Annotated in this window: 21 protein-coding genes and 1 tRNA gene; 10 read left to right on the forward strand and 12 right to left on the reverse strand. The window is 69.2% G+C overall.

The window, feature by feature from the left end; all coding sequences use genetic code 11:
- Positions 1 to 2: 2 nt before the first annotated feature.
- From HNQ05_RS06445 to HNQ05_RS06475, 7 genes are all read right to left on the reverse strand, one after another.
- Positions 3 to 2,381: a cbb3-type cytochrome c oxidase subunit I gene (locus HNQ05_RS06445; protein ID WP_147148616.1), complete on the reverse strand. Its 2,379-nt coding sequence runs from the start codon at positions 2,379 to 2,381 to the stop codon at positions 3 to 5.
- A gap of 11 nt (positions 2,382 to 2,392) precedes the next feature.
- Entirely contained in the window at positions 2,393 to 3,415 is a 1,023-nt protein-coding gene (coxB, locus tag HNQ05_RS06450; protein ID WP_147148618.1) for a cytochrome c oxidase subunit II, read from the reverse strand.
- Positions 3,416 to 3,550: 135 nt separating this feature from the next.
- Positions 3,551 to 4,540, reverse strand: a complete 990-nt coding sequence (locus tag HNQ05_RS06455) for a c-type cytochrome (RefSeq protein ID WP_147148620.1) — start codon at positions 4,538 to 4,540, stop codon at positions 3,551 to 3,553.
- A 1-nt stretch (position 4,541) separates the two neighbouring features.
- On the reverse strand, positions 4,542 to 6,368 hold the full coding sequence (locus HNQ05_RS06460; protein WP_147148622.1) for a heme o synthase: 1,827 nt from the start codon (positions 6,366 to 6,368) through the stop codon (positions 4,542 to 4,544).
- A gap of 112 nt (positions 6,369 to 6,480) precedes the next feature.
- Positions 6,481 to 8,067: a phosphoenolpyruvate carboxykinase (ATP) gene (gene pckA / locus HNQ05_RS06465; RefSeq protein WP_147148624.1), complete on the reverse strand. Its 1,587-nt coding sequence runs from the start codon at positions 8,065 to 8,067 to the stop codon at positions 6,481 to 6,483.
- Between the two features lie 73 nt (positions 8,068 to 8,140).
- Complete coding sequence (locus HNQ05_RS06470; protein WP_147148626.1) at positions 8,141 to 8,635, reverse strand: DedA family protein; 495 nt, start codon at positions 8,633 to 8,635, stop codon at positions 8,141 to 8,143.
- A complete protein-coding gene (locus tag HNQ05_RS06475; RefSeq protein WP_147148628.1) occupies positions 8,632 to 9,570 on the reverse strand; it encodes a calcium/sodium antiporter in 939 nt (312 codons plus the stop codon). Before HNQ05_RS06475 ends, HNQ05_RS06470 begins: the two co-directional genes overlap by 4 nt.
- A 110-nt stretch (positions 9,571 to 9,680) precedes the next feature.
- Here HNQ05_RS06475 and HNQ05_RS06480 point away from each other — a divergent pair.
- Positions 9,681 to 9,757: transfer RNA gene (locus HNQ05_RS06480), tRNA-Lys, on the forward strand.
- A gap of 64 nt (positions 9,758 to 9,821) precedes the next feature.
- Here HNQ05_RS06480 and HNQ05_RS06485 read toward each other — a convergent pair.
- Positions 9,822 to 10,064, reverse strand: a complete 243-nt coding sequence (locus tag HNQ05_RS06485) for a hypothetical protein (protein ID WP_147148630.1) — start codon at positions 10,062 to 10,064, stop codon at positions 9,822 to 9,824.
- Positions 10,065 to 10,276: 212 nt separating this feature from the next.
- Here HNQ05_RS06485 and HNQ05_RS06490 point away from each other — a divergent pair, with 212 nt between their 5' ends.
- Complete coding sequence (locus tag HNQ05_RS06490) at positions 10,277 to 10,789, forward strand: NUDIX hydrolase (protein WP_147148632.1); 513 nt, start codon at positions 10,277 to 10,279, stop codon at positions 10,787 to 10,789.
- Positions 10,768 to 12,102, forward strand: a complete 1,335-nt coding sequence (locus tag HNQ05_RS06495; RefSeq protein ID WP_147148634.1) for a nicotinate phosphoribosyltransferase — start codon at positions 10,768 to 10,770, stop codon at positions 12,100 to 12,102. Before HNQ05_RS06490 ends, HNQ05_RS06495 begins: the two co-directional genes overlap by 22 nt.
- Here HNQ05_RS06495 and meaB read toward each other — a convergent pair.
- The 4 genes from meaB to HNQ05_RS06515 are packed head-to-tail and all read right to left on the reverse strand — an operon-like array spanning position 12,055 to position 15,170.
- Positions 12,055 to 12,996 carry a methylmalonyl Co-A mutase-associated GTPase MeaB gene (meaB, locus tag HNQ05_RS06500; RefSeq protein ID WP_147148636.1) on the reverse strand — a complete coding sequence of 314 codons (942 nt, stop codon included), beginning with the start codon at positions 12,994 to 12,996 and terminating at the stop codon, positions 12,055 to 12,057. The genes HNQ05_RS06495 and meaB overlap by 48 nt on opposite strands.
- Positions 12,997 to 13,839 carry a universal stress protein gene (locus tag HNQ05_RS06505; protein WP_147148638.1) on the reverse strand — a complete coding sequence of 281 codons (843 nt, stop codon included), beginning with the start codon at positions 13,837 to 13,839 and terminating at the stop codon, positions 12,997 to 12,999.
- A complete protein-coding gene (locus HNQ05_RS06510; RefSeq protein ID WP_147148640.1) occupies positions 13,836 to 14,216 on the reverse strand; it encodes a RidA family protein in 381 nt (126 codons plus the stop codon). The genes HNQ05_RS06505 and HNQ05_RS06510 overlap by 4 nt, the downstream gene beginning before the upstream one ends.
- Positions 14,217 to 14,225: 9 nt before the next feature.
- On the reverse strand, positions 14,226 to 15,170 hold the full coding sequence (locus HNQ05_RS06515; protein ID WP_147148642.1) for a PP2C family protein-serine/threonine phosphatase: 945 nt from the start codon (positions 15,168 to 15,170) through the stop codon (positions 14,226 to 14,228).
- Positions 15,171 to 15,316: 146 nt separating this feature from the next.
- Here HNQ05_RS06515 and HNQ05_RS06520 point away from each other — a divergent pair, with 146 nt between their 5' ends.
- From HNQ05_RS06520 to HNQ05_RS06550, 7 genes are read left to right on the forward strand one after another with little or no spacing between them, the layout of a single operon-like run.
- A complete protein-coding gene (locus HNQ05_RS06520) occupies positions 15,317 to 16,591 on the forward strand; it encodes an ABC transporter substrate-binding protein (protein WP_147148644.1) in 1,275 nt (424 codons plus the stop codon).
- Positions 16,592 to 16,631: 40 nt separating this feature from the next.
- Positions 16,632 to 17,534, forward strand: a complete 903-nt coding sequence (locus tag HNQ05_RS06525; RefSeq protein WP_221266823.1) for a carbohydrate ABC transporter permease — start codon at positions 16,632 to 16,634, stop codon at positions 17,532 to 17,534.
- Between the two features lie 9 nt (positions 17,535 to 17,543).
- Positions 17,544 to 18,383, forward strand: a complete 840-nt coding sequence (locus HNQ05_RS06530; RefSeq protein WP_147148647.1) for a carbohydrate ABC transporter permease — start codon at positions 17,544 to 17,546, stop codon at positions 18,381 to 18,383.
- Positions 18,380 to 19,291, forward strand: a complete 912-nt coding sequence (locus HNQ05_RS06535) for a PfkB family carbohydrate kinase (RefSeq protein WP_147148649.1) — start codon at positions 18,380 to 18,382, stop codon at positions 19,289 to 19,291. The genes HNQ05_RS06530 and HNQ05_RS06535 overlap by 4 nt, the downstream gene beginning before the upstream one ends.
- On the forward strand, positions 19,279 to 21,624 hold the full coding sequence (locus tag HNQ05_RS06540; RefSeq protein WP_147148651.1) for a glycoside hydrolase family 31 protein: 2,346 nt from the start codon (positions 19,279 to 19,281) through the stop codon (positions 21,622 to 21,624). Before HNQ05_RS06535 ends, HNQ05_RS06540 begins: the two co-directional genes overlap by 13 nt.
- A 57-nt stretch (positions 21,625 to 21,681) precedes the next feature.
- Positions 21,682 to 22,461: a carbohydrate kinase family protein gene (locus HNQ05_RS06545; protein ID WP_147148653.1), complete on the forward strand. Its 780-nt coding sequence runs from the start codon at positions 21,682 to 21,684 to the stop codon at positions 22,459 to 22,461.
- A gap of 4 nt (positions 22,462 to 22,465) precedes the next feature.
- The gene (locus HNQ05_RS06550; RefSeq protein ID WP_147148655.1) at positions 22,466 to 23,974 is read left to right on the forward strand and encodes a carboxypeptidase M32; all 1,509 of its coding nucleotides are present in this window, start codon (positions 22,466 to 22,468) and stop codon (positions 23,972 to 23,974) included.
- The last annotated feature ends 34 nt before the right edge of the window (positions 23,975 to 24,008 follow it).

Below are 24,008 nucleotides of genomic sequence, written 5' to 3' on the forward strand. Positions count from 1 at the left end.
GCTTACCAGACGTAGAAGAGCACGACGATGAAGAGCCAGACGGCGTCGACCAGGTGCCAGTACATTCCGGCGGCTTCCAGCGTGGCGTGGTTCTTGGCGTCGGACCGGCCGAGGAGTGCCTGCAGGTAGGCGAGGCTCAGGCCCGTGGCCCCGATCAGCACGTGCAGGCCGTGCAGGCCGACGATGGTGAAGAAGGCGGCCATCCACAAGTCTTCGGTCCAGGGGAGGTGCTGGTGCGCGAGTACGAACTCGTACCCCTGCACGCCCAGGAAGACGACGCCCAGCACGATGGTGATCAACAGGCCCAGCTTGAAGGGGCTGGCCCTGCCGTGCTTCAGGTCGTGGTGGGCCGAGTGCACCACGAAGCTCGACGAGACCAGGAAGAAGGTGTTCACGAGCGCCAGCCAGAGCGCGGGGCGTTCCTCGGGCGGGACCGCGTTGCCGGTGAGTCGCAGGTAGAGGTAGCCGGCGATGAGGATGGCGAAGAGGCCGATCTCGGAGGTGATGAACCAGGCCATGCCCATCCAGCCCTGGCTCTTGCCGGTGACGGTGTGGTGCTCCACCGGGTGGCTGTACTCGGGCTCGAGCGCCCAGCCCACCAGTCCGACCAGCGTCAGCAGGGCGCCCGCGAGCATCCAGCCGTTGGGCCAGTCGAAGGCGGCCATGCCGAAGAACATCACGAACAGCGCCGTGGAGGTAAAGACGGGCCAGAACGAGGAGTTGGGCAGATGGATCGTCTTCGGATCCACGGGTTCGGGCTTCAGGCCCGCGCGTTCCCAGTCGTAGAGCGGGCGCTCCGATTCGATCTTCTCGGGGAACTTGACGTCGAAGTTGTGCGCCGGCGGCGGCGAGCTGGTGGCCCACTCGAGCGTCCAGCCGCCCCAGGGATTGGCCGGGGCCTTGGGGCCCGAGCGCAGGCTCTTGTACATTGCCCAGAGCCAGACGAGGCCGCCTATGGTGAGCACGACTGCGCCGATCGTCGAGATCTGGTTGAGGGGGACCAGTCCGGGCACGTCGGCGGGGTAGGTGTAGTAGCGCCGCGGCATGCCCAGGAAGCCCATTACGTACTGGGGCATGAAGACGAGCAGGTAGCCCACCAGGAAGAGCCAGAAGTGCAGCTTGCCCAGGCGGTCGTCGTACATGCGGCCGGTGAACTTGGGCCACCAGTAGTAAAGCCCGGCGAAGGCGCCGAAGCCCGAGCCCGCCATGAGCACGTTGTGGAAGTGGGCCACCACGAAGTACGAGTCCTGGGCGTGGTAGTCGAAGGGCACCATCGAGAGCATCACCCCGGTGATGCCGCCGATCAGGAAGTTGAAGATGAAGCCCAGCACCCAGTAAAGCGGCGTCTTCATCACCAGCTTGCCGCCCCAGAGCGTGCCCAGCAGGTTGAAGATTTTCACCCCCGTGGGCACCGCGATCAGCGCGGTGGTGAAGGCGAAGGCGATCTGGAAGATGGCCGACTGGCCCACGGTGAACATGTGGTGCGCCCAGACGAGCATGCCCAGCAGCACGATGCCCATCTGCGCGTAGACCATGGCCTTGTAGCCGAAGAGCGGCTTACGCGCGAACGTCGAGGAGATCTCCGCGAGGATGCCCAGGTAGGGCAGCAGCATCACGTAGACCGTGGGGTGCGAGTAGAACCAGAAGAACTGCTGGAACAGCACCGGGTCGCCGCCCAGATCGGGGTTGAAGAGGGTCAGGCCCAGCTTGACGTCGAGCAGCGTGACCAGGGTGGCCGCGGTGAGGCCCGCGAGGGTGAAGAGGTTGAGAATGCTGGCGGCGAAGATGCTCCAGACGTACATGGGCATCTTCCACAGGCTCATCCCCTTCATGCGCAGGTTGTAGATCGTGGCCACGAAGTTGGCGTTGCTGAGCAGCGAGGAGATGCCCAGCAGCAGGATGGCCGCCATGTAGAAGGCGGAACCCAGTGAGGTGGAAAGCGGGTAGTAGAAGGTCCAGCCCGCCTGGGGCACGTCGCCGAAGAAGAGCGAGACGACGACCAGCACGATCGCGAAGAGGAAGCTCCAGAAGGAGAAGGCGTTGATGCGCGGGAGGGCGACGTCGCGCTCGCCCAGCATCAGCGGGACCAGGAAGTTGCCGAAGCCGGCGAGCCCCGCCTGCAGGATGAAGAAGAAGAGCATCATCGCGCCGTGCACCGTGATCATCTGGTTGAAGGCGCTGCCGGTCAGGAACTGGTTGGCGGGGTCCCAGAGCTGGATGCGGAAGAGCAGGGCGAGCACGCCCGAGATGGCGAACGAGAGGAAGGCCACGAAGGCGTACATCAGGCCGATCTTCTTGTGATCGACGGTGGTGAGCAGGTCCCAGATCACCGCTCCCCAAGAGGGGCGGGCGGTGCGGGCCTCGGGAGCTTGTACAGCCATCATCGTCTCCTTTAATAGCGCGGCAGCTGGGCGAAGTCGAAGCCGTCCAGCTTAAGCGAGTAGAGGTAGGCCGCGAGCGCCTCAAGATCGGTGTCCGAGAGCTGGGTGAAGGGGGGCATCTTCGAGCTCGGCTTCATCGCCGACGAATCCTGGATCCAGCGCTTGAGGTTCTCCGGGGTGTTGTCCCAGACCCCCGACCCCAGCGTCGTGCGCATGCCGAAGAGGGAGAGGTCGGGCCCGATCACGCCGCGTGCGGGCGTGCCCTTCACGGTGTGGCAGGCGGCGCACTGGGCGTTGAAGAGCTGCTGCCCCCGGGCCGCCTGTTCGTTCGCGGGTGCGGGGGCTTCGTAGGCCTTGAAGTCCTCGATGAAGCGGTTGTAGTCCTCGCGTTCGAGAGCGAGGATGCGGAAGCGCATATTGGCGTGCGAGGCCCCGCAGAGCTCGGCGCAGTAGCCGTAGTAGTTGCCCGGCTTGGTCGCCATGAAGCGCAGGTAGTTGTCCTCTCCGGGCACCGCGTCGGCCTTGCCGGTCAGGCTGGGCGGCCAGAACGAGTGAATCACGTCGCCCGAGGTGATCTTGACCTCGACGGGCTGACCGACCGGGATGACCAGCTCCCCGGCGGTGCGCAGCCCCTCGTCGGGGTACTGGAAATCCCACCAGAACTGCCAGCCTGTGGCTTCGACGGGCAACGATCCCGCCACCGGACGCTTGATCTTCACCAGCGTCTGGGCGGTGAGCACGAAGAGCACCATCACGATGAGTAGCGGAATGGCCGTCCAGATAATCTCCATGCGGTCGTTGCCGTGCACCTGGGGCGGGAGCTCGTTGTCGCCCGGCTTGGCGCGGAACTTCCAGATCGTGTAGGCCAGCGCTCCGGCGACGACGCCGAAGATGATGACGGCGAAGATCAGCACCCACCAGAGCAGGCCGGTGATCTCCTGGTTGACCGGGGCGTCCGAGAGAATCGTGACGTTGTGCGCCAAGGCGGCACCCGCCAGCGACAGGTAGCCCACGCTTAATAGCATTCGCGGCATGGTCGTTCTCCTCCGTGGCTAACTCGCCATATAGGGACAAAAGCCCTCATAAAACTGCGTACTAGCCTACCGCATTTCTCATGGCGACGCCATACCCCAAATGGGTATGGCGTTACTTTCGGCCGGGTCCAGGTTTCAGGGTTGGGGCAGGGTGGTGAAATCGAAGCCGTCGACGCGCAGGCTTTCCAGGTAGGCGACGAGGGCGTCCAGGTCCTCGTCCGAGAGCTGGGCGAAGGCGGGCATGCGAACGTCCGGCTTCAGGTCAGGTGCGGCGCGGATCCAGGTGCGCAGGTTGACCGGGGTGTTGGGCAGCGAGGCCGCGCCCAGGGTGGTGCGGTTGCCGAACAGGGTCAGGTCCGGTCCCGTGGTGCCCGCGGCCTCGGTGCCGCGGACCGTGTGGCAGGAGGCGCAGAGCGATCCGAAGAGCTCGGCGCCGCGCCGCAGCTCCGGGGTGGCGGGGGCCGGGGGGGTGAAGTTGGCGGCCGCGGTGAGGAAGCGGTCGAAGACCTCGGGCTCGAGCACCAGCACCCGCATCCGGTGCTGCTTGGCCCCCAGGCCGCACTGCTCGGTGCACAGGCCGGGGTAGTTCCCCGGCTTCTTGAAGCGGACCGTGGCGCGGGTGTTCTGGCCGGGTATGGCCGAGGCCCTAAGCCCCACCTCGGGCACGCTGAGGGCGTGGAAGGCGTCGGTCGAGGTGAAGCGCAGCTCGACGGTCACCCCCGCGGGGAGCACCAGTTCGTTGCTGAGGCGCACCGGGGTGCCGGCGTAGTCGAAGTCCCACCAGTAGCGGTGCGCCGTCACCTGGACGCCGAAGGCGGGCCTGCCCGTACCCGAGAAAAGCTGCACCATGCTCTGAACGCCCAGGAGGCCCACCACGGCGACGAGGATGACCGGGACCGCGAACCACACCGCGTCCAGGGCGTCCCCGCCGGAGCGGGCCCGCCGGCGGCCGTAGAGGAGTGCGCCCAGGATGATGGCCACCGAAACCACGGCGAAGACGGCCACCCACAGCAACAGGCGGCCGCTCTCGGTGCCGGTGGGGTCGTCCGAGAAGGTGGTGGCCTGGTGAGCCCGGGCCAGGTTCAGGGCGAGCAGCGGTAGACCGTAGGCGAGCGTTCGCTTCACGCTAGAAGTGTACGCTGCGGTCCACGGCCATGGCCAGGAACAGCAGCGCCAGGTAGGACATCGAGTAGAAGAAGAGGCGGCGCGCCTGCGGGCGCTGGGGGTGCAGGTAGAGCATCAGGCTCTGGGCCAGCAGCACCAGGTTCAGGAAACCCGCCGAGGCGGCGTAGATCCAGCCCATCTGCCCCAGCGTCAGCGGCATGATCGAAATCACCGCCGTCAGCACCGCGTAGAGGGCGATCTGGATCACCGTGACCCGGTCGCCGAGGACGACGGGCAGCATGGGGACGCCCACCCGGGCGTAGTCGTCCTTGATCAGCAGGGCCAGGGCCCAGAAGTGCACCGGGGTCCAGAAGAAGACGATCGCGAACAGGTACCAGGCGAACAGGTTGAGGTCGCCGGTGACCGCGGCCCAGCCGACCAGCGGCGGGAAGGCCCCGGCCGCGCCACCGATGACGATGTTGCTCCAGCTGCGGCGCTTGAGGTAGAGGGTGTAGATCAGGACGTAGTGCATCAGCCCTGCGAGCGAGAGCGTGGCCGCCAGCAGGTTGGCTCCCCACCAGAGCACCACGAAGGCGAAAGCGGCGAGCAGGAAGGCGAACTTGAGGGCGTCGGCCGAGGAGATCCGGTTCTGCACCGTGGGCCGCCCGCGGGTGCGCTCCATCTTGGCGTCGATGTCGCGGTCGATGACCATGTTGATGGCGTTGGCCGCGCCCGCCGAGGCGTACCCGCCCAGCAGCACGACGAGCAGCAGCTTCCAGCCGGGCCACCCTCCGGCGGCGATGAAGAGGCCTGCCAGCGCGGTGAAGAGCAGCAGGCTGATGATGCGCGGCTTGGTCAGCGCGATGTAGTGCCGCACCGAGGCCCGCGCTCCGCCCTCGTGGGGCGAGGGCTGGTGCACCTCGGTCTGCTCGGCGGCCTGGATGCCGCTCGCGAGCGCGGCGGCGGCGAAGAGGACGAAGGCGATCCAGACGGCGTCGGCGCTGAGCAGGTGCAGCATCTGCAGCGAAACGGGGGTGTTCGAGAACATGTTCCAGAGCCCGATCAGGATCTGGACGCCGAACAGGGTGACCAGCAGCACCCCGAGCTGCCGCACCCGGGGCGAAGGGCGCAGCCGGCTGACCACGCCGGTCATCAGCAGGATGTAGATGCCCACCGAAACCGCGATCAACGGGTGCAGCACCCGCAGCTGCACGAGGAAGTGGGCCGTGGGGGAGAGGTCCTGCTTCACCCCCTCCCAAAAGCTGGGGGCGCGGAAGAGGGTGTCGGCCAGGGCGGTCACCGCGCCGCTGGCGGCGAGGGTGAAGAAGGCCAACACGGCGATTCCCAGGGCCCAGCCGACGGCCCCCTGGTTGCGGAGGCGCAGCGGCGGCCCTCCCGAAGCCCAGTAGGCGGTCAGCGCCATGGCGCCCAGCAGCGTCAGTGTGATCAGCAGGTGCACGGCCATGATGACGACGCGCGCCACCGAGTCGTTGTAGGCGACCAGCTGGAAGAGGACGAGGCCACCCCCCGCCAGGGTTTCGACGATCATGGCCCACAGCGTGAAGGTGACCCCGAAGTACGCGGGGTGGTCCTTGGCGAAGAGGCGGCGTCCCCAGAAGAAGAGGAGGATCACGCCCAGCAGCGCCAGGCCGCTGGAGATGCGATGGGAAAACTCGATGATCGTCTTGACGTGCTCGATCTCGGGCAGAATCGCGCCCTGACAGGTGGGCCAGTGCTGGCCGCAGCCGTCGCCCGAGCCGGTGGCGCGGACGTAGGCCCCCCAGACGATGACGCCCAGGGTATAGACGAGCAGGCCCCACGCATAACGGGCAAACGCGAGCGGTTTCATATCCTTACGGGCCTCCATGGAGTCTCCACGCCCATTTTGAGCACTGGGCCTAGGGCAAACGTCCCTATTGGCGCCATCTTACCTCGCGCGGCGCCCATCTGAAAAGAGCGCCTCAGACCCGCGGTCCGGCGTTACGCACGTCTTCGCCGGCGCCGTCGGCGTACTTGGCGAAGTTCTCCTGGAACATCCGGGCCAGCTTGCGGGCGGCCTCGTCGAAGGCGCCGGGGTCGGGCCAGGTCTGCTTGGGGACGAGCAGGTCGCTGGGTACTCCGGGCGCGGTGGTGGGGACCTGGAAGCCGAAGACGGGGTCCTCGACGTAGGGGACGTCGTCGAGCTGTCCCTCGAGCGCCGCGCTGAGCAGCGCCCGGGTGTGCTTCAGGGCCATCCGCCGGCCCACGCCGTAGGGCCCACCGGTCCAGCCGGTGTTCACCATCCAGACGCGGGGACCGAACTTCTGGATGCGGTCGCGCAGCATCTCGGCGTACCGCGCCGGGTGCAGCGGCAGGAAGGGCGCCCCGAAGCAGGCCGAGAAGGTGGCCACGGGTTCGGTGACGCCGCGTTCGGTACCGGCCACCTTGGCGGTGTAGCCGCTGATGAAGTAGTACATCGCCTGCTCGGGGGTGAGCCGCGCGATTGGCGGCAGCACCCCGAAGGCGTCGGCCGAGAGGAAGAAGATGTTCTCGGGGTGGGGCCCCATGCTGCTGGTGACGACGTTGTCCAGATGGGCGAGCGGGTAGGACGAGCGGGTGTTCTCGGTCTTGGAGCCGTCGTCGAACTCGGGCCTGCGGCTGTTCGGGTTCACGACGACGTTCTCGAGGATGCTTTCGAACATCATCGTCGCCTGGTAGACGAGCGGTTCCGAGTCGGGGGTGAGGTTGATGACCTTGGCGTAGCAGCCGCCCTCGAAGTTGAAGACCCCTTCGTCGGACCAGCCGTGCTCGTCGTCACCGATCAGGGGCCGGTCGGGATCGGTGGAGAGGGTGGTCTTGCCGGTGCCGGAGAGGCCGAAGAAGATTGCGGCGTCGCCGCGCCGCCCCAGGTTGGCCGAGCAGTGCATCGAGAGCACGCCCTGCTTGGGCATCAGGTAGTTGAGCACCGAGAAGATCGACTTCTTGATCTCCCCGCCGTAGTGGGTGCCGCCGATGAGCACGACACGCTTGGCGAAGTGCACGAGCACGAAGACCTCGCTGCGGGTGCCGTCGCGCTCGGGCACCGCCTTAAAGCTGGGCGCGTGCACCACCGTGAACTCGGGCATGAAGGGTTCGATCTCGTCGTCCCGCTGGAAGCGCCGCGGCAGGATGAACATGTTACGGGCGAAGTGCGCGTGCCAGGGGCTCTCGGTGATCACCCGCACGGCCAGGCGGTGCTTGGGGTTGGCGCCGGCGTAGAGGTCCTGTACGTAGAGGTCGCGTTCCGAAAGGTGCGCCGTCACCCGTTCGTAGAGGTTGTCGAAGGCCTCGGGTTCGAAGGGCTGGTTGACCTCGCCCCACCAGATGTCCGCGTCGCTGCTGGGCTCGCGGACGATGAACTTGTCCCGGGGACTGCGCCCGGTGTAGGGGGTGGTGTCGACCACGAGCGGTCCCTTGTGGGCAAGCTGGCCCTGCTGTCTGGCCAGCGCGTGCTCGACCAGCACGGGGGTGGGGGTGTCCCAGAAAACCTGACCCTTGGGGTGAATGCCGTGAACCCGTAAATCGCGCATCGTCGCCTCCCGGCCCGCGTGGGCCTACCCTTTTATACCGCGATTTTCAAGGGACAAAACCCCGTTTTGCGCCTCAGCCGGCGAGAAACCGCAACACCCACGCCGCGGCCAGGTAGCCCACGGCCGTCAGGCTTCCGGTCCAGATCCAGGCGGCGAGGGCCGAGACCAGCAGGTACGCCGGCGCGGGCAGGCGGGCGGCGCCCATCAGGAACGGGGTGAGGGTGCGCACCACCGGCAGCCAGGGCGCGAGGAGCACCGCCCAGGCGCCGAAGCGGCCCAGGAAACGGCGGGCGCGCCGAAGCCGGTCGGGATCCACGCGACGTTCCAGCCCCGGCCCCAGTTTGCGCCCCCAGAAGTACCCCGCCCACTGCCCCAGCGTGGTCGCGGCCGCCAGCGCCAGCCACAGCGGCAGCGGCTCCACCGTTCCGGTGCTGGCGAGCGCCCCCAGCGCCAGCACCAGGCTGTCGCCTCCGGGGACGAAGAGGCCGAAGAGGGCGGCGGTTTCCAGGAAGAGGAGCAGCGCCCCGCCCGCGAGCGAGGCCTGCCGGGCCAGCTCGATGACGTTCATGCCGCGAAGAGGTACCGCACGTAGACGAGGTAGACGAGCAGCAGCACCGCGCCTTCGCGCCGGCCCAGGCGCAGGCCGGTGTAGAGGAAGGGCCAGGCGAGCAGCACCAGCCCGAGCATCACCGAGAGGTCCACCACGATGCCGGGACCGTCGGGCTGGATGGGCCGCACCATGGCGGTGATGCCCAGGATGGCGAAGACGTTGAAGATGTTGGAGCCGACCAAATTGCCGAGGACGAGCTCCGATTCCCCCTTGCGCGCGGCCACCAGCGCGCTGGCCAGCTCGGGCAGGCTGGTCCCCAGGGCCACGACGGTCAGGCCCACCACCCGGTCGGAAACGCCCCAGGCGCGCGCCAGCGTGGCCGCGCCCTCCACCAGCGCCGAGGCCCCCACGGTGAGGAGCGCCACCCCCGCGGCGATGCCGAGCAGCGAGATCCAGGCCGCGGGACCGCTGCGGGCGTACTCGGCGGCGAACTCGGCCTCGACGTCGGGAACCTCTTCCTTCTCCCTGAGCAGGTAGGTCAGGTAGGCGAGCAGCCCCGCGAAGAGCAGGATCCCCTCGACGCGGCCGATCCAGCCGTCGGCGATCACGAAGTAGAGCACCAGGCTGACGATCAGCAGGAAGGGCATCTCGCGGCGGATGAAGCGGGCCTTGGTGCGCAGGGGGTGCACCAGCGCCGCCAGCCCCAGCACCAACGAGAGGTTGGCGATGTTCGAGCCCACCACATTCCCGTAGGCCACCTGGGGGTTGCCGCCCAGCGCGGCGGCCAGCGTGGCCGCCAGCTCGGGGGCGCTGGTGCCGAAGGCCACGACGGTAAGGCCGACCACGAGCGGGCTCATGCCGATGCGCCGTGCCAGCGCCACCGCGTGGCGCACCAGCAGCTCGCCCCCGAAGTAGAGCAGGGCCACACCGAGGATCACCCAGAGCCAGGCCACGACATCAAGGCTAACACCCCCGGAGCCGGGCCGGCGGGCGGGGGTGCGGGAAGGGGCGGAGAACGCGTTTGACACGCAGCGGACGCGCTCTTATAATTTTGGAGCCAAACGGGCCGTTAGCTCAGTTTGGTAGAGCAACCGACTTTTAATCGGTTGGTCGTAGGTTCGAGTCCTACACGGCCCACCAGGCAAGGACGGGGAGTTTTCCCCGTCCCTTTTCGTTACAAAGGCCGCACGGGCGCGCCGGTGCCTCAGCGGCCCGCGTCGGGTAGGGTGCGGCTGCGCACCAGCTTTTTCAGGTCGTTGCGGATCTCCAGCAGGATCACCAGCGTGCCGAGGACGACGATGTCGAAGAGCAGGGCGAGCAGAAGCCCGAACACCAGCCCGACGACGCTTTGCCCGACGGCGTAGCCCTGCAAGGCGCCCAGGGCCAGGACGACCCACATCATGATTTCGATCAGGATCTCGTACGCGTTCGCTACTAGCCGTATCATCCGGTTCACCTCCGTGGAAGGCGGCTCGTGCGGGCGGCTCCGGTCGGGTGGGATTGGGGGAGGGGTCGGGGTCGACGTTGGTTCGTTGTGCCTTCAGGGTAAGTATACGGTATCGTTCCAGCCAACACGGTTTTTTCACTATCCGCCGGGCTCCCCCGTGCCTCGGTTCGCGGGCGTTTGTGATAGCTGCGGCTTCGTGGTGTGATAGGAGCATGGCCGAGGGGCGTGCAGCGAAAACGAGCAAGCGAACCGCGCAACGGGGACCCAAGGCCAGGCTGAAGCGCAAGGTTACCTCGGCCGGCGGCGTCGTCTTTCGGGGCTGCCGCAAGCCCCGGGTGCTGCTGATCATGCCCGCCAAGGGCAAGCGCCGCCGCTGGAGCCTGCCCAAGGGGCGGGTCGAGCCGGGCGAACGCTACTGGCAGACCGCGCGCCGCGAGGTCAAGGAGGAGACGGGCGTCAACGTCAAGGTGCTCGACCCCATCGAGCGGGTGCGCTACTACTTCATGGCCCACGACGACGAGGGCGTGGAGGTCAACAAGCGGGTGCACTACTTCCTGATGCGCTACGAAGGGGGCGAGCTGCGCCCGCAGGTGGAGGAGGTGCGCCAGGTGCGCTGGTTCCCCGTCGAGGAGGCCGAGCGGCTGCTCGCCTTCGAAAACGAGCGGCGCGTCTTCCGCGCCGCGCTGGAGCGCTGGAGGAAACGATGCCGACAAGCCACCCGCTGACGATCGACCTCTACGAGCTCACCATGGCCGACTCCTACCTGCGCCGCGGGAGGAACGAACCGGCCGTCTTCGACCTCTTCGTGCGTCCGCCGGTGCCGGGTCGCCGCTTCCTGGTCGCCGCCGGCGTGGAGGCCGCGCTCGACTACCTGGAGCGGCTTCGCTTCGGCGAGGAGGACCTCGCCTACCTGCGCTCGCTGGGCGTCTTCTCCGAGGCCTTCCTGGACTACCTGGCGGGGTTCCGCTTCACCGGGGAGGTCTGGGCGGTGCGCGAGGGCGAGCTGGTCTTCCCCGGGGAGCCGATCCTCTACGTGCGCGCCCCCCGCATCGAGGCGCAGATCGTCGAGACCTACCTGCTCAACGTGGTCAACTTCCACACCCTGATCGCCTCCAAGGCGGCGCGGGTGCGGCTGGCCGCCGGGTTCGACGCCAGCGTGGTCGACTTCAGCCCCCGCCGCGACCACGGCCCCGAGGCCGCGCTGGGGGTGGCCTACGCCAGCTACCTGGCGGGCCTGGACGGCACCTCGAACGTTGAGGCGGGCCGGCTCCTTGGCCTGCCGGTGGTGGGCACGATGGCCCACGCCTACGTGATGAGCTTTCCCAGCGAACTCGAGGCCTTCCGCGCCTTCGCCGCCGACCACCCGGCGCCGGTGCTGCTCATCGACACCTACGACACCCTCGAAGGCGCCCGGCGGGCGCTGGAGGTGGCGCGCGAGCTGCGGGCGGAGGGGCGGGCCCTCGCCGGGGTGCGCATCGACTCGGGCGACCTGCCCACGCTCACCCGCAGGGTGCGCCGCATCTTCGACGAGGCCGGTTTCCCCGAGGTCAAGATCCTGATCTCGGGCGACCTCGACGAGTACCGCATTCAGGCCTTCCTGGCCGCGGGGGGCGTGGCCGACGGCTACGGGGTGGGCACGCGCCTGGGCACCAGCTACGACCTGCCCGCGCTGGGCGGCGTCTACAAGCTGGTGGAGGACGCGGCCGGCCCCCAGCTGAAGAAGAGCCCCGGCAAGCGCACCTGGCCGGGACGGAAGCAGGTCTGGCGGCGGTGGGGTGAGGACGCCGTACGGGACGTGCTGGGGCTCGCGGGCGAGCAGGCTGCGGGCGAACCGCTGCTCGCGCCGCGCATGCGGGAGGGGCGGCGGCTGGCCGCGCCCGAGCCGCTCGCCGCGGTGCGCGAACGCGTGCGCGGCTGGCTTGCGCGGCTTCCCGAGGACCTGCGGGTGATCGCCGCGGACCCCAAGCCCGACTACCCCGTCGAGATCAGTTCAGGCCTCGCCGCCCTGGTCCGGCGCCTCGAGCGCGCGCGCCACTAGCCGGCCCGCGGCCTCGCGGGGGCTGAGCCGGCCGGCGGCCACCTCGCGCACCAGCGCGTCGCTCTTGCGGGCGCTCTCCTGACCCAGCGCCTGGATGACGCTGGCGATCTCGAAGCGGGCGCGCTCGATGCGGTGGGGTTCGAGCAGGCCGTGCCGCTCCAGGTGCTGGTGGTGGGCCTCGACGGCCTCGAGCAGCTCCTCGGTACCCTGGCCCGACTGGGCCACGGTGGTGAGCACCGGCACCTGCCAGCCCGCGGGGCGCGGCGGCGCGAACTCGAGCGTGGCCTTCAGCTCCTGCACCACGCGCTCGCCCCCGGGCAGGTCGAACTTGTTGACCACGATCAGGTCGGCGATCTCCATCACCCCGGCCTTGAAGGCCTGCACCGCGTCGCCGGCGGCGGGGGTGAGGACGAGCACAGTGGTGTCGGCCACCCGGGCGATGTCCACCTCGCTCTGCCCCACGCCCACGGTCTCGAGGAAGACCCAGTCGAAGCCGAAGGCCTCCAGGAGCGCCAGCGCCGCCACCGTCGCCCCCGCCAGCCCGCCCAGCGAGCCGCGGCTCGCCATCGAGCGGATGAAGACCCCCTCGTCCTTGTGGTGGCGCATCATGCGGATGCGGTCCCCCAGGATGGCCCCGCCGGTGAAGGGCGAGCTGGGGTCGACGGCCAGCACGGCCACGGTGTCGCCGCGGGCGCGCACGGCCTCGATGAGGCGGTCGGCCAGGGTGCTCTTGCCGGCGCCGGGACTGCCGGTCAGGCCCACCACGCGGGCGTGCCCCTGCCCGCGGGCGGCCTTGAGCAGCTCCTCGCCCTCGGGCAGGCCCGACTCGACCCAGGTCAGCGCCCGCGCCAAGGCGCGCCGGTCGCGTTCGTGAAAGGCGCGTACAACGTCCATCTACGGATGCACGAAGACGGGCACCTGCGCGCGCTCGAGGACCTCGCGGGTGACCGAGCCCATGAAACGGCTCTGCCGGCTCTTGCCGATGAAGACGGCGTCGACGTCCTCCTCGGCCACGACCTGGCAGATGGCCTCGACCGGCTTGGCCTCCTTCAATAGCGGCCGCGCCCCGTAGGGCGAGGCGAACTCGTGCAGCTGCTTGGCGAGCTGTTCGATCAGCGCCTGCCGCTCCTCGATGTAGCGGGGGTCGGGCATGTGGATGGGAATCGGCGGCTCGGCGATGGGCTCGACCGAGTGCATCAGGGTGATGCGCGCGCCCACGGCGTCGGCGATCTTCTTGGCGAACTCGAGCGCCCGCCGCGAGGGGTCGGCCAGCGCGGTGCTGACCAGGAAGTGCTTGAAGGGCCGGACCTCGATGCCCGCGCGGGTGGCCACCACCGGCTTGCCCGACACCTCGATGACGCGTTCGGTGATCGAGCCGAGGATGCGTTCGAGCAGGGTATCGGCGCCGTGGGTGCCCATGGCGATCAGGTCCACGTCCTTTTCCTTGGCGTACTTGAGGATGACCCGCAGCGGATGCCCCACCTCGAGGTGGTGCTCGGCGTCGGGGTCGAGGGTCTGCAGGTGCTTGCGGGCCTCTTCCAGCGCCTCGTGCTGCGCCTGCTTCATCACCTCGCCCAGGCGCTCGGTCCAGTAGTCGCCGTAGATGGGCATCTGCGGCGTGGGTTCGAGGGTGTGGAGCAAAATCAGCTCCGCGCCGAGCGGCTCCTTAAGCTGGCGCACCACCTCGAGGGCCTTCATGGACGCTTCGGAAAAATCGGTGGGGTGCAGGATCTTCACTGTTCTCCTCCTTCGGCGATGCAGGCCACTTCGACCCGGACGTCGCGCGGCAGGCGGGCCACCTCGACGACGGCGCGCGCCGGATAGGGTTCGCGGAAGTGCCGGGCGTAGACCTCGTTGAAACGGGCGAAGTCGTTCATGTCGGCCAGAAAGGCGCTGACCTGGACGACGCGGTCCAGGCTGCTTCCGGCGGCCTCCAGCACCGCCGCCAGGTTGCGGAGCGCCTGTTCGGTCTGGGCCTCGATGCCGCCGTCCACCAGCTCGCCGGCGGGGGTCAGGGGGATCTGTCCGGAGACGAAGACCATGCCGCCCGACCTCACGGCCTGGCTGTACGGCCCGATGGCCGCGGGGGCCCGTTCGGTTTGTACGCGCTGCATAGGCACCTCCTACCTGTTATTAAACAGCAGAACGAAGAGCAACAGCGCCACATAGACGATCAGGAAGATGAGGTCGCGCCACCGGTGCCAGAAGCTGCGCGGCCGGCCGGGCTCGATCACCTGGGTGTGTACGCTTTCGTCTTCCTGCCCCATGGCGAGCACGACGGGCTCGCCCCCTTCGAGCGGCAGCGCCCAGGGCGGCGGCGCGCGGTCTTCGGGGATGCGGTGCACGACGACGGCGACGACCGAGATGTTGTCGGGTCCGCCCCACTCGTTGGCCAGCTTGACCAGCCGCTCGGCGGCGGCGTCGGGGGGCATGGACTCGAGCACCTCCTGGAGCACCGCGTCCTCGAGCACGCCCGAGAGCCCGTCGCTGCAGATCAGGAAACGGTCGCCGGGCTGCACCTTGAGGCCGATCAGGTCCACCCGCGCCTCGGGAAACGATCCCAGCGCGTTGGTGATCACGTTGCGCCAGCGGTGGTTGCGCGCCTCGGTGGGGGTGAGCAGCCCCTGGCGCAGCCGCTCGGCCACCCAGGAGTGGTCCTGGGTCAGCTGGGTGAGCACCCCGTCGCGCAGCAGGTAGGCCCGCGAGTCCCCCACGTGGGCGATGAGGGCGTAGGGCAGGTCCAGCGCCAGCGCGGTGGCCGTGGTGCCCATGCCGCGCGACTCGGGGCGCTGGCCCGCCATGTAGATCGCGTCGTTGGCCTCCTCGAAGGCTTCGAGCAACAGGGTGGGGGAGGGGGTGTCCTCCTCGATGACCTCGAGGATGTTCTTGACCGCCAGCTTGGAGGCCAGCTCGCCCGTCCGGTGCCCGCCCATGCCGTCGGCCACGACGAAGACCCCTCCGCGATCGGTCAGCTTCTGGCCCACCGCATCCTGGTTGGTGGTGCGTTTTCGCCCCGGATGGGTCAGCGCGGAAGCCTCGACCGCGGGCGCTTCGGAGGGGCCGGACATAGCGAAATTATACGCCAACGAGGAGCGGCTACGTTTTCGATTTCAGCCGCGCTGCCTGGCCGGGGTTCAAAATGTTCTTCCATTACCTTATCGCGGCCTTCGAATTCGTATAATTGAGTTCGCAGTAACAATCACGGAGGTGGCGAATGAAAACCCTGAGGTACGTTGCGGTTGCGTTGTTGGCGGTAGCGATTGGAAGCGCTACCAGCGCGCAGGGCGTCACCCTGCGCATCTCGTGCGGGGCCGTCGGTCAGGAGCTGGAGCTCTGCACCGAGGGCACCCAGGCCTGGGCCCAGAAGACCGGCAACAAGGTCGAGGTGGTTTCCACCCCCAACTCGACCACCGATCGCCTGGCCCTCTATCAGCAGCAGCTGGCCGCGGGGTCGTCCGACATCGACGTCTACCAGATCGACGTCATCTGGCCCGGCATCCTCTCCGACTTCTTCGTCGACCTCAACGACTACGTCTCGCCCGATCTGGTGGCCAAGTTCTTCCCGCGCATCGTCGCGGCCAACACCGTGGACGGTCGGCTGGTGGCCCTGCCCTGGTTCACCGACGCGGGGCTGCTCTACTACCGCACCGACCTGCTCGCGAAGTACGGCTACTCCGCGCCGCCCACCACCTGGGACGAGCTGGAGCAGATGGCCGCCAAGATCCAGGCCGGCGAGCGCAAAGCCGGTAACGGCAGCTTCTGGGGCTTCGTCTTCCAGGGTAAGGCCTACGAGGGGCTGACCTGCGACGCGCTCGAGTGGGTCTTCTCCTACGGCGGCGGCACCATCGTCGACAAGGACGGCAACATCACCATCAACAACCCGAACGCGATCAAGGCCATCGACACCGCGGCCCGCTGGGTGGGCAAGATCGCGCCTCCGGGCGTGACCAGCTACCAGGAAGAAGAGGCCCGCGGCGTCTGGCAGGCGGGCAACGCCGCCTTCATGCGCAACTGGCCCTACGCCTACTCGCTGGGCAACAGCGCCGACAGCCCCATCAAGGGCAAGTTCGACGTCACCGTGCTGCCCAAGGGCGGTCCGAACGGCCAGCACGCGGCCACGCTGGGCGGCTGGCAGCTGGCCGTCTCGCGCTTCAGCAAGCACCCCAAGGAGGCCGTGGACCTGATCGTCTACCTGACCGGCTACGCCGAGCAGAAACGCCGCGCCATCAAGGGCAGCTTCCTGCCCACCCGCCCCGCGCTTTACAAGGACGCCGACGTGCTTGCGGCCAACCCCTTCATGGGCAAGCTCTACGACGTCTTCGTGAACGCGGTGCCGCGCCCCAGCGCTCAGACCAAGCAGAAGTACAACCAGGTCTCGAGCGCCTTCTGGACCGCGGTACACAACGTGCTCGTCGGGCAGACCGACGCGACCACCTCGCTGAGGATGCTCGAACAGCAGCTCAAACGCATCAAAGGCAAGGGTTGGTAGACCTCTCGGCCCCGCCGGCCGCGGCCGGCGGGGCCCCCTTTTGGAGATCGTCGTGGCCCAGCACAGCCGACTCGCCGCCCGGCGCACCCGCACCGCCTGGTTCTTCCTGCTGCCCAGCCTGCTGGTGCTGCTCGTGGTGGCCGCCTACCCCCTGTGGCGGACGTTTCAACTGAGTTTCTATCAAGTCAGCATTCTCCAGTTTCCGCTGCAGCCCGAATGGGTGGGGCTCGAAAACTACCGCTACCTGCTCGCCGACTCCTACTGGTGGATCAGCCTGAGGAACACCGCGGTCTTCACGGTGGTTTCCGTCGCCTTCGAGACCGTCCTGGGCCTGGGCATCGCCCTGGTCGTGAACGCCAACTTTACCGGGCGCGGCCTGATGCGCACGGCCATGCTGGTCCCCTGGGCGATCCCCACCGTGGTCAGCGCCCAGATGTGGCGCTGGATGTACAACGACGTCTACGGCGTCGTCAACGACCTGCTCATGCGCGCTCATCTGATCGCCCAGCCGCTGGCCTGGCTATCGGACCCGCAGCTGGCGCTCCCCGGCATCATCGCCGTGGACGTCTGGAAGACGACGCCGTTCATGGCCCTCCTGCTGCTCGCGGGGCTGCAGTCGATTCCCCGCGAGCTCTACGAGGCCTCGACCGTCGACGGCGCCAGCCCCTGGCAGCAGTTCTGGCGCATCACCCTGCCGCTTCTCAAGCCGGCGCTTTTGGTGGCCCTCATCTTCCGCACCCTCGACGCGCTGCGCGTCTTCGACGTGATCTACGTGATGACCGGTACCAACCCCACCACCATGAGCATGTCGGTCTACGCCCGCCAGCAGCTCGTCGACTTCGGCGCCCTCGGTTACGGCTCGGCCGTATCCATGGGCATCTTCCTGATCATCGCCCTCTTCGCCGCAGCCTACCTGGTGAGCCTGCGGGTGGAGCTCGACTAGGAGGTGACGATGCGCCTGCGCCACAGGATCGGACGCGTGCTCTTTTACCTGCTGCTGGCGGTCATTCTCGTCTACCTGATCTTCCCCTTCTACTGGGCGGTGGTCAGCTCGCTCAAGAGCCCGCAGGAGCTGTTCGCGACCCCGGTGCTCTACTGGCCCGAGCATCCACGCTGGCAGAACTACGTCGACGTCTTCACCCAGCAGCCTTTCGGCCGCAACCTGCTCAACTCCACCATCGTGGCCGGCCTGACCACGCTCCTCTCGCTCTTCGTCGGCTCCACCGCGGCCTACGCCCTGGGGCGTTTTCGCTTTCTGGGCAAGCACACCGTCTTCTACGCCATCCTTTCGGTTTCGATGTTTCCCCAGATCAGCGTCCTGGGCGGGATGTTCGTGCTGATTCGCAGCCTGGGGTTGTACAACACCTGGTGGGCGCTCGTCCTGGCCTACATGATCTTCACCCTGCCCTTCACCATCTGGGTGCTGACCAGCTTCATCCGCGAGATTCCCCGCGAGCTGGAGGAGGCCGCCTACGTCGACGGCGCCAGCCCGATGCAGGTCCTGCGCATCGTGCTGCTGCCGCTGATGGCGCCGGGGCTGGTGACCGCGGGGCTTTTGGCCTTCATTCAGGCGTGGAACGAATTCCTCTTCGCCCTCACCTTCACCATCGACAACTCCGCCCGCACCGTGCCGGTCGCCATCGCCCTCTTCAGCGGCGCCAGCCAGTACGAGCTGCCCTGGGCGCAGATCATGGCGGCCTCGGTGATCGTGACCGTGCCGCTGATCGTGCTGGTGCTCGTCTTCCAGCAGCGGCTGGTTTCGGGCCTGACGGCGGGGGCGGTCAAGGGATGATCGCGGTTCTGGGCGAAGCGCTGGTGGACCTACTGCCGGCGGGGCGGCCGGGGCTGTGGCGGGCCCAGGCCGGCGGTTCCCCGGCCAACGTGGCCTTGGGTCTGGGGCGGTTGGGCGTTCCGGCCCGCTTTTACGGCGGCCTCTCCCGCGACGGCTGGGGCCGCTGGATCCGTGACCGGCTGCGCGCGGCCGGGGTGGAGGCGGCCGGCCCCTTCAGCGAAGACCCCACGCCGCTGGCCCGCGTGGAGGCGGGGGCGGAGGACGAGGCGCGCTACCGCTTCTACCTGCGGGGTACGGCCTTCGAGGCCGTGGACTGGCCGCAGCCCGAAGAGGGCGTGCGGGCGGTGCACACCGGGTCGCTGGCGGCGGCCCTGGCGCCGGCGGCGGACGAGGTGTGGGGGTGGCTCGAGCGCCTGGAGGGCGCCTTCGTGAGCTTCGACCCCAACGTGCGCCCCGGCCTGACGCCGGCGTCGTTCCGCGGGGTCTTCTGGGAGCGGCTGGACCGCTTCGACCTGGTCAAGCTGAGCGTCGCCGACCTGGACTGGCTGGCGGCGGGCGGGGACCGGGACGCCGCCTTGGCGCGGCTGCGTGCGGCGGTGCCCTGGGTGGTGCTCACCCTGGGCGCCGGCGGTGCGGCGGGGTTTTACGAAACCCACGAGGTGCACGTGCCGCCCCCGCGGGTGCGGGTGGTCGACACGGTCGGCGCCGGCGACGCCTTCACCGCGGGCCTCCTCGCCTGGGCGGAGGCCGCCGGGGTCGTGGACGGTGCGGCGCCGGACCGGGAGGGGCTCGCCGCGGCGCTGGTCTTCGCCTGCCGGGTGGCGGGGCTGACGCTCGAGCGCCCCGGGGCCGACCCGCCGACGCGGAGGGAGCTGGACGAAAGAGGGGGCGAGGTATGCGAAGCGTAAACTTCGACGGCTACCGGTTGGAAGACGGCGTGCTCTGGTTGCAGGGGGCTCAGTCGCAGGCGCGGCTCGAGGCCTACGCGGGGGGGTACTGGCGGATGCTGGTCTGGCACCGCGCGCGCGACGCGCAGAAGGGCAGCTGGGTCGTCCGGCGGCCCGACGCCCTGCCCATCGAGGCCGAGCCCACACCCGCGGGTCTGAGGCTGCGCGCCGGCGACGCCGAGCTGCGGCTCACCCTCGCCCCCTTCGCGCTGGTCTGGGCGGGGCTCGAGTTCGCGGACCTGCAGGTCGGCGAGCTGCCCACCTGGACCACCGACGCCGCCGCCGTGGCCGAGGCGGTGGCGGGCGTGGGCGCGGTGCGCGAGGTCGAAGACGGCCACGCCCTGGGCGGGGGCTACGCGCTGCACCTGCACGAGCGCGAAGGACGGCGCTACTTCGGCCTGGGCGAGCGTACCGGCTTCCTCGACAAGAAGGGGCGGCGCTGGCTCAACTGGACCGCCGACGCCTTCGAGCAGCAACCCAAGGACGACCCCCTCTACCAGGCCCACCCCTTCGTGATCGCCTTCGACGGCGGCCGCACCCGCGGGGTCTACCTCGACGAGAGCTGGAAGAGCCTCTTCGACCTGGCCGCGCGCGAGCCCGGCCGCAGCCGCATCGCCGTGGAGGGGCCCACCTTCGACCTCTGGCTGGTGCCGGGTCCCGAGCCGGCGGCGGTGCTCGAGCGCTTCACCGCGCTGGTGGGCCGGCCCTGGCTGCCGCCCCTGTGGGCGCTCGGCTACCACCAGTGCCGCTGGAGCTACCCCGACGAGGCCGCGGTGCGCGAGGTGCTGGCGGGTTTCCGCGAGCACGAGCTGCCGCTCAGCGCCCTCTGGCTCGACATCGACTACATGGACGGCTACAAGGTCTTCACCTTCTCGCCCCACCGCTTCCCCGATCCCCCGCGGCTGGTGCGCGAGCTGGCCGAGGCGGGCGTGCGGGTCGTGACCATCGTCGATCCGGGCGTCAAGAAGGAGGCGGGCTACCCCGTCTACGAAAGCGGGCGCAAGATCGACGCCTTCGTGAAGAACCGCCGCGAGGAGGAGCTGGTGGGCGAGGTCTGGCCCAAGCCGGCGGTCTGGCCCGACTTCTCCCGGCCCGAGGTGCGGCGCTGGTGGGGCGAGCAGCACCGGCCGCTCGTCGAGGCCGGCGTGGCCGGCATCTGGAACGACATGAACGAGCCGGCTGCCTTCGCGGTCGAGGGCGACGAGGTCTTCGGCATCGGCAAGACGCTGCCCTCCGACGCCCGCCACGGGGAGCGGCTGCACGCCGAGGTGCACAACCTCTACGGCCTGCTGATGAGCCGGGCCACCCACGAGGGGCTGGTCCACCTGCGCGAGGGGCGGCGCCCCTTCGTGCTCACCCGTTCGGGTTTCTCGGGCATCCAGCGCTACGCCTGGGTCTGGACCGGCGACAACGGCAGCTACTGGGAGCACATGGCCATGAGCGTGCCCATGCTGCTCAACCTGGGGCTTTCGGGCGTCGCCTTCTGCGGGGCCGACATCGGCGGTTTCCGCTACGACGCCGACGGCGAGCTGCTGGCGCGCTGGACCTGGCTGGGGGCCTTCTACCCCTTCATGCGCAATCATTCGGCCAAGACGAGCCGCCGTCAGGAACCCTGGGCCTTCGGCGAGCCCTGGCTGGGCCACGTGCGCGCGGCCATCCGCTTCCGCTACCGGATCATGCCCTACCTCTACAGCCTGGCCGAGGAGGCCGCCCGCACGGGTCAGCCGTTGATGCGCCCGCTCTTCTACCACTTCCCGGGCGATTCCGAGGCCGCGGCCATCGACGACCAGTTCCTGCTGGGGCCCGACCTGCTGGCGGCGCCGGTGCTGCACCCCGGGGCGCGCCGCCGCCTCGTCTACCTTCCGGAGGGCGGCTGGCGCGACTTTTGGACCGGAGCCGAGCAGGCGGGGCCGGCGTGGGTGGTGGCCGAGGCGCCGCTGGACCGCATCCCCCTGTGGCAGCGGGTGGGCGGCGCGCTGCCGCTCACCGCCCCCGAGCCGGTCGCGCAGGCGCACTGGGATCCGCTGATCTGGCGGGTGGCGCCGGCGGCGCACGTGCTCGGCTCGGCGTACCTGGACGAGGGCGAGGGCGACGGCGCGGGGCTGCGGGTGCGCCTGACCGGACGCTACGACGGCTCGCGGCTGCTGGTGACCCAGGAGCCCGTTACCGACGGGCGCGCCTGGCTCGAGCTGGTGGGAGCGGACGAACCCCGGCGCGCCAGCGCCCCCTTCGAATACAAGGACGGCCGCTTCCGCATCGAGCTGGCTGCGGGGGAGGCCTGGGTGGAGTGGTAGCCCGCCCGCGTCGTAGTCTTTAAGTACGGGCCGAGCCCGCACGAAGGCGAGGGCGAGATGCTGCTGGTGTTTGGTGAACTCTACGCTGAGCTGACGAACTCCGGAGAGGCCTGCCTGGAGGTGGCGCTGGGCGGGCCGCTGCTGCGCCAGGCCCTGGCCGCGCGCGCCGCCGGCGCGCGTACGCGTTTCTTGGGGCGCGTAGGGCGGGACGGGTACGGACGCAGCATCCGACGCATCGGACAGCACCACGAACTGGAGTGGGCGCTGCAGGAAGACGGCGAGCGTCCCACCAGCCTCTGGCTCGGCGGCGATCCGCCCGTGGCCTACCGGGCCGCGGACGCCCACCTGGAGCCGCCCGCCGAGAGTTTCTTCGAGGGCGGCCGGGTGCTCCACGCCGGCGCCTGGGCCTTTGGCATGGACCCGGCGCGCACCACCGCCGCCGAGGTTTTTCGCGAGGGGCTGCACCAGGGGCTGGCCCTCAGCCTCGACCTGCGCAGCGCCCGCTGGGCCCTGCGCGCCGACCTCGAGGAGGTGCTGCGCCCCTTCCTGCCGCTGGCGTACATGAAGGCCGACGCCGAGGCCCTGGAGGCTTTGGAGCTGCGCCCGGGCGAGCTCTTCCAGTGGGCGAACACCGTGCTGCTCTTCGCGCCCGGTAAGGTGCGGCGGATGACCCTCTTCGAGGAGGAAGACCTGGCGCTGCCTGCCGGGCTCCATCCGGACGAGGCCTACGGCCGCTTCCTCGCCGGCGCAAGCCGCGGGCGGGAGCCGGAGGCGGCCCTCGCGGCGGCCCTCGAAGGCGGCGACGGGACCCTCCGGCCCAAAGAAAAGGACGCGTGATACCGTGAAACCCGAACAAGCCTACGAAGCCCTGCGAGCCTTCCAGATCGACACCGCCTACTACCAGAGCCTGGGGGCGCTGGCCGGTTGGGACCAGCGCACCTACATCCCCCGCAAGGGGCACGCTCACCGCGCCCGCCAGTTCGCGGCGCTGGCGCGCCTGCTGCACGCGCGAAGAACCGATCCCCGCATCGCCGAGTGGCTGGAGGCGGTCGAGGGCAGCGACCTGGTGGCCGACCCCGAGAGTCCCGAGGCCGCGAACGTGCGCGAATGGCGCCGTGACCACGAACGCGCCGTGCGCGTGCCCGACGACCTGGCCGTCGCCCTGGCCCAGGCCCAGAGCGAGGGCGAGAGCGCCTGGGAGTCGCTGCGCGAGGCCGACGACTGGGCCGGGTTCCAGCCCTACCTGAAGCGGGTGCTCCAACTCACCCGCGAATACGCCGAGGCCGTAGGCTACGAGACCGAGCCCTACGACGCGCTGCTCGAGGACTACGAACCGGGCGAGCGCGCGGCGCGGCTGCAGGCCATGTTCGCGGAGCTGGGGCGGGCGACGCGCGATCTGCTCGAGCGCATCCGCGCGTCGGCGGTCCGGCCCCCGGTCGAGGTGCTCCACCGCAACTATCCGGTGGAGGTGCAGCGGGCGGTCGCCTACGAGGTCACGGGCCTTCTGGGCTACGACCTGGAAGGGGGCCGCATCGACCCCACGGCCCACCCCTTCGAACTCTCCGTGGGCCCCGGCGACGTGCGCATCACCACCCGTTACTACCCCGATTATTTAAGCGCCGCGTTCTTCGGCAGCGTGCACGAGGCGGGGCACGCCATGTACGAGCAGGGGCTGCCCGCGGAGCACTGGGGCACCCCCATGGGCCAGGCCGTCAGCATGGGGGTGCACGAGTCGCAGTCGCGGATGTGGGAGAACCTGGTGGGGCGCAGCCTGGGCTTCTGGCGCTTCTACTACCCGAAGCTGCAACCCCGCTTTGCGGCGCTTGCGGACGTGTGCCTCGAAGACTTCCACCGCGCGGTCAACGCCGTAAAACCCAGCCTGATCCGGGTCGAGGCCGACGAGGTGACCTACAACCTGCACATCCTGATCCGCTTCGAGCTCGAGCTGGCGCTCTTCCGGGGCGAGCTCGAGGTGGACGACCTGCCGGAGGCCTGGAACGCCAAGTACCGCGACTACCTCGGCGTCGTCCCGCCCAACTTCAAGGACGGGGTGATGCAGGACGTGCACTGGTCGGGCGGCATGTTCGGCTACTTCCCCAGCTACACCCTGGGCAACGTCTACGCCGCCCAGCTCTTCGAGGCGGCGCGGCGCGACCTGGGCGAGCTGGAGGAGGCCTTCGCCCGGGGGGAGTTCGCCCCGCTGCTCGCGTGGCTGCGGGACCGCGTCCACCGGCACGGCCGGCGCTTCCCGCCCCGGCAGCTGGTGGAACGGGCGACGGGCACCCCGCCGGGCACCGACGCGCTGGTTCGCTACCTGAACGATCGTTTCGGCGCGCTCTACGAGCTCTAGGAAGCCCGCCAGCTCGAAACGAGTCCACCCGGCC

It is taken from the genome of Oceanithermus desulfurans (genome assembly GCF_014201675.1).
GTDB lineage: Bacteria > Deinococcota > Deinococci > Deinococcales > Marinithermaceae > Oceanithermus > Oceanithermus desulfurans.

Coding starts and splice junctions, on each gene's coding strand:
- HNQ05_RS06445 (WP_147148616.1), bottom strand. CDS start 2,381: ATGGCTGTACAAGCTCCCGAGGCCCGCACCGCCCGCCCCTCTTGGGGA.
- coxB (WP_147148618.1), bottom strand. CDS start 3,415: ATGCCGCGAATGCTATTAAGCGTGGGCTACCTGTCGCTGGCGGGTGCC.
- HNQ05_RS06460 (WP_147148622.1), bottom strand. CDS start 6,368: ATGAAACCGCTCGCGTTTGCCCGTTATGCGTGGGGCCTGCTCGTCTAT.
- pckA (WP_147148624.1), bottom strand. CDS start 8,067: ATGCGCGATTTACGGGTTCACGGCATTCACCCCAAGGGTCAGGTTTTC.
- HNQ05_RS06470 (WP_147148626.1), bottom strand. CDS start 8,635: ATGAACGTCATCGAGCTGGCCCGGCAGGCCTCGCTCGCGGGCGGGGCG.
- HNQ05_RS06485 (WP_147148630.1), bottom strand. CDS start 10,064: ATGATACGGCTAGTAGCGAACGCGTACGAGATCCTGATCGAAATCATG.
- HNQ05_RS06490 (WP_147148632.1), top strand. CDS start 10,277: ATGGCCGAGGGGCGTGCAGCGAAAACGAGCAAGCGAACCGCGCAACGG.
- HNQ05_RS06495 (WP_147148634.1), top strand. CDS start 10,768: ATGCCGACAAGCCACCCGCTGACGATCGACCTCTACGAGCTCACCATG.
- meaB (WP_147148636.1), bottom strand. CDS start 12,996: ATGGACGTTGTACGCGCCTTTCACGAACGCGACCGGCGCGCCTTGGCG.
- HNQ05_RS06510 (WP_147148640.1), bottom strand. CDS start 14,216: ATGCAGCGCGTACAAACCGAACGGGCCCCCGCGGCCATCGGGCCGTAC.
- HNQ05_RS06515 (WP_147148642.1), bottom strand. CDS start 15,170: ATGTCCGGCCCCTCCGAAGCGCCCGCGGTCGAGGCTTCCGCGCTGACC.
- HNQ05_RS06520 (WP_147148644.1), top strand. CDS start 15,317: ATGAAAACCCTGAGGTACGTTGCGGTTGCGTTGTTGGCGGTAGCGATT.
- HNQ05_RS06530 (WP_147148647.1), top strand. CDS start 17,544: ATGCGCCTGCGCCACAGGATCGGACGCGTGCTCTTTTACCTGCTGCTG.
- HNQ05_RS06535 (WP_147148649.1), top strand. CDS start 18,380: ATGATCGCGGTTCTGGGCGAAGCGCTGGTGGACCTACTGCCGGCGGGG.
- HNQ05_RS06540 (WP_147148651.1), top strand. CDS start 19,279: ATGCGAAGCGTAAACTTCGACGGCTACCGGTTGGAAGACGGCGTGCTC.
- HNQ05_RS06545 (WP_147148653.1), top strand. CDS start 21,682: ATGCTGCTGGTGTTTGGTGAACTCTACGCTGAGCTGACGAACTCCGGA.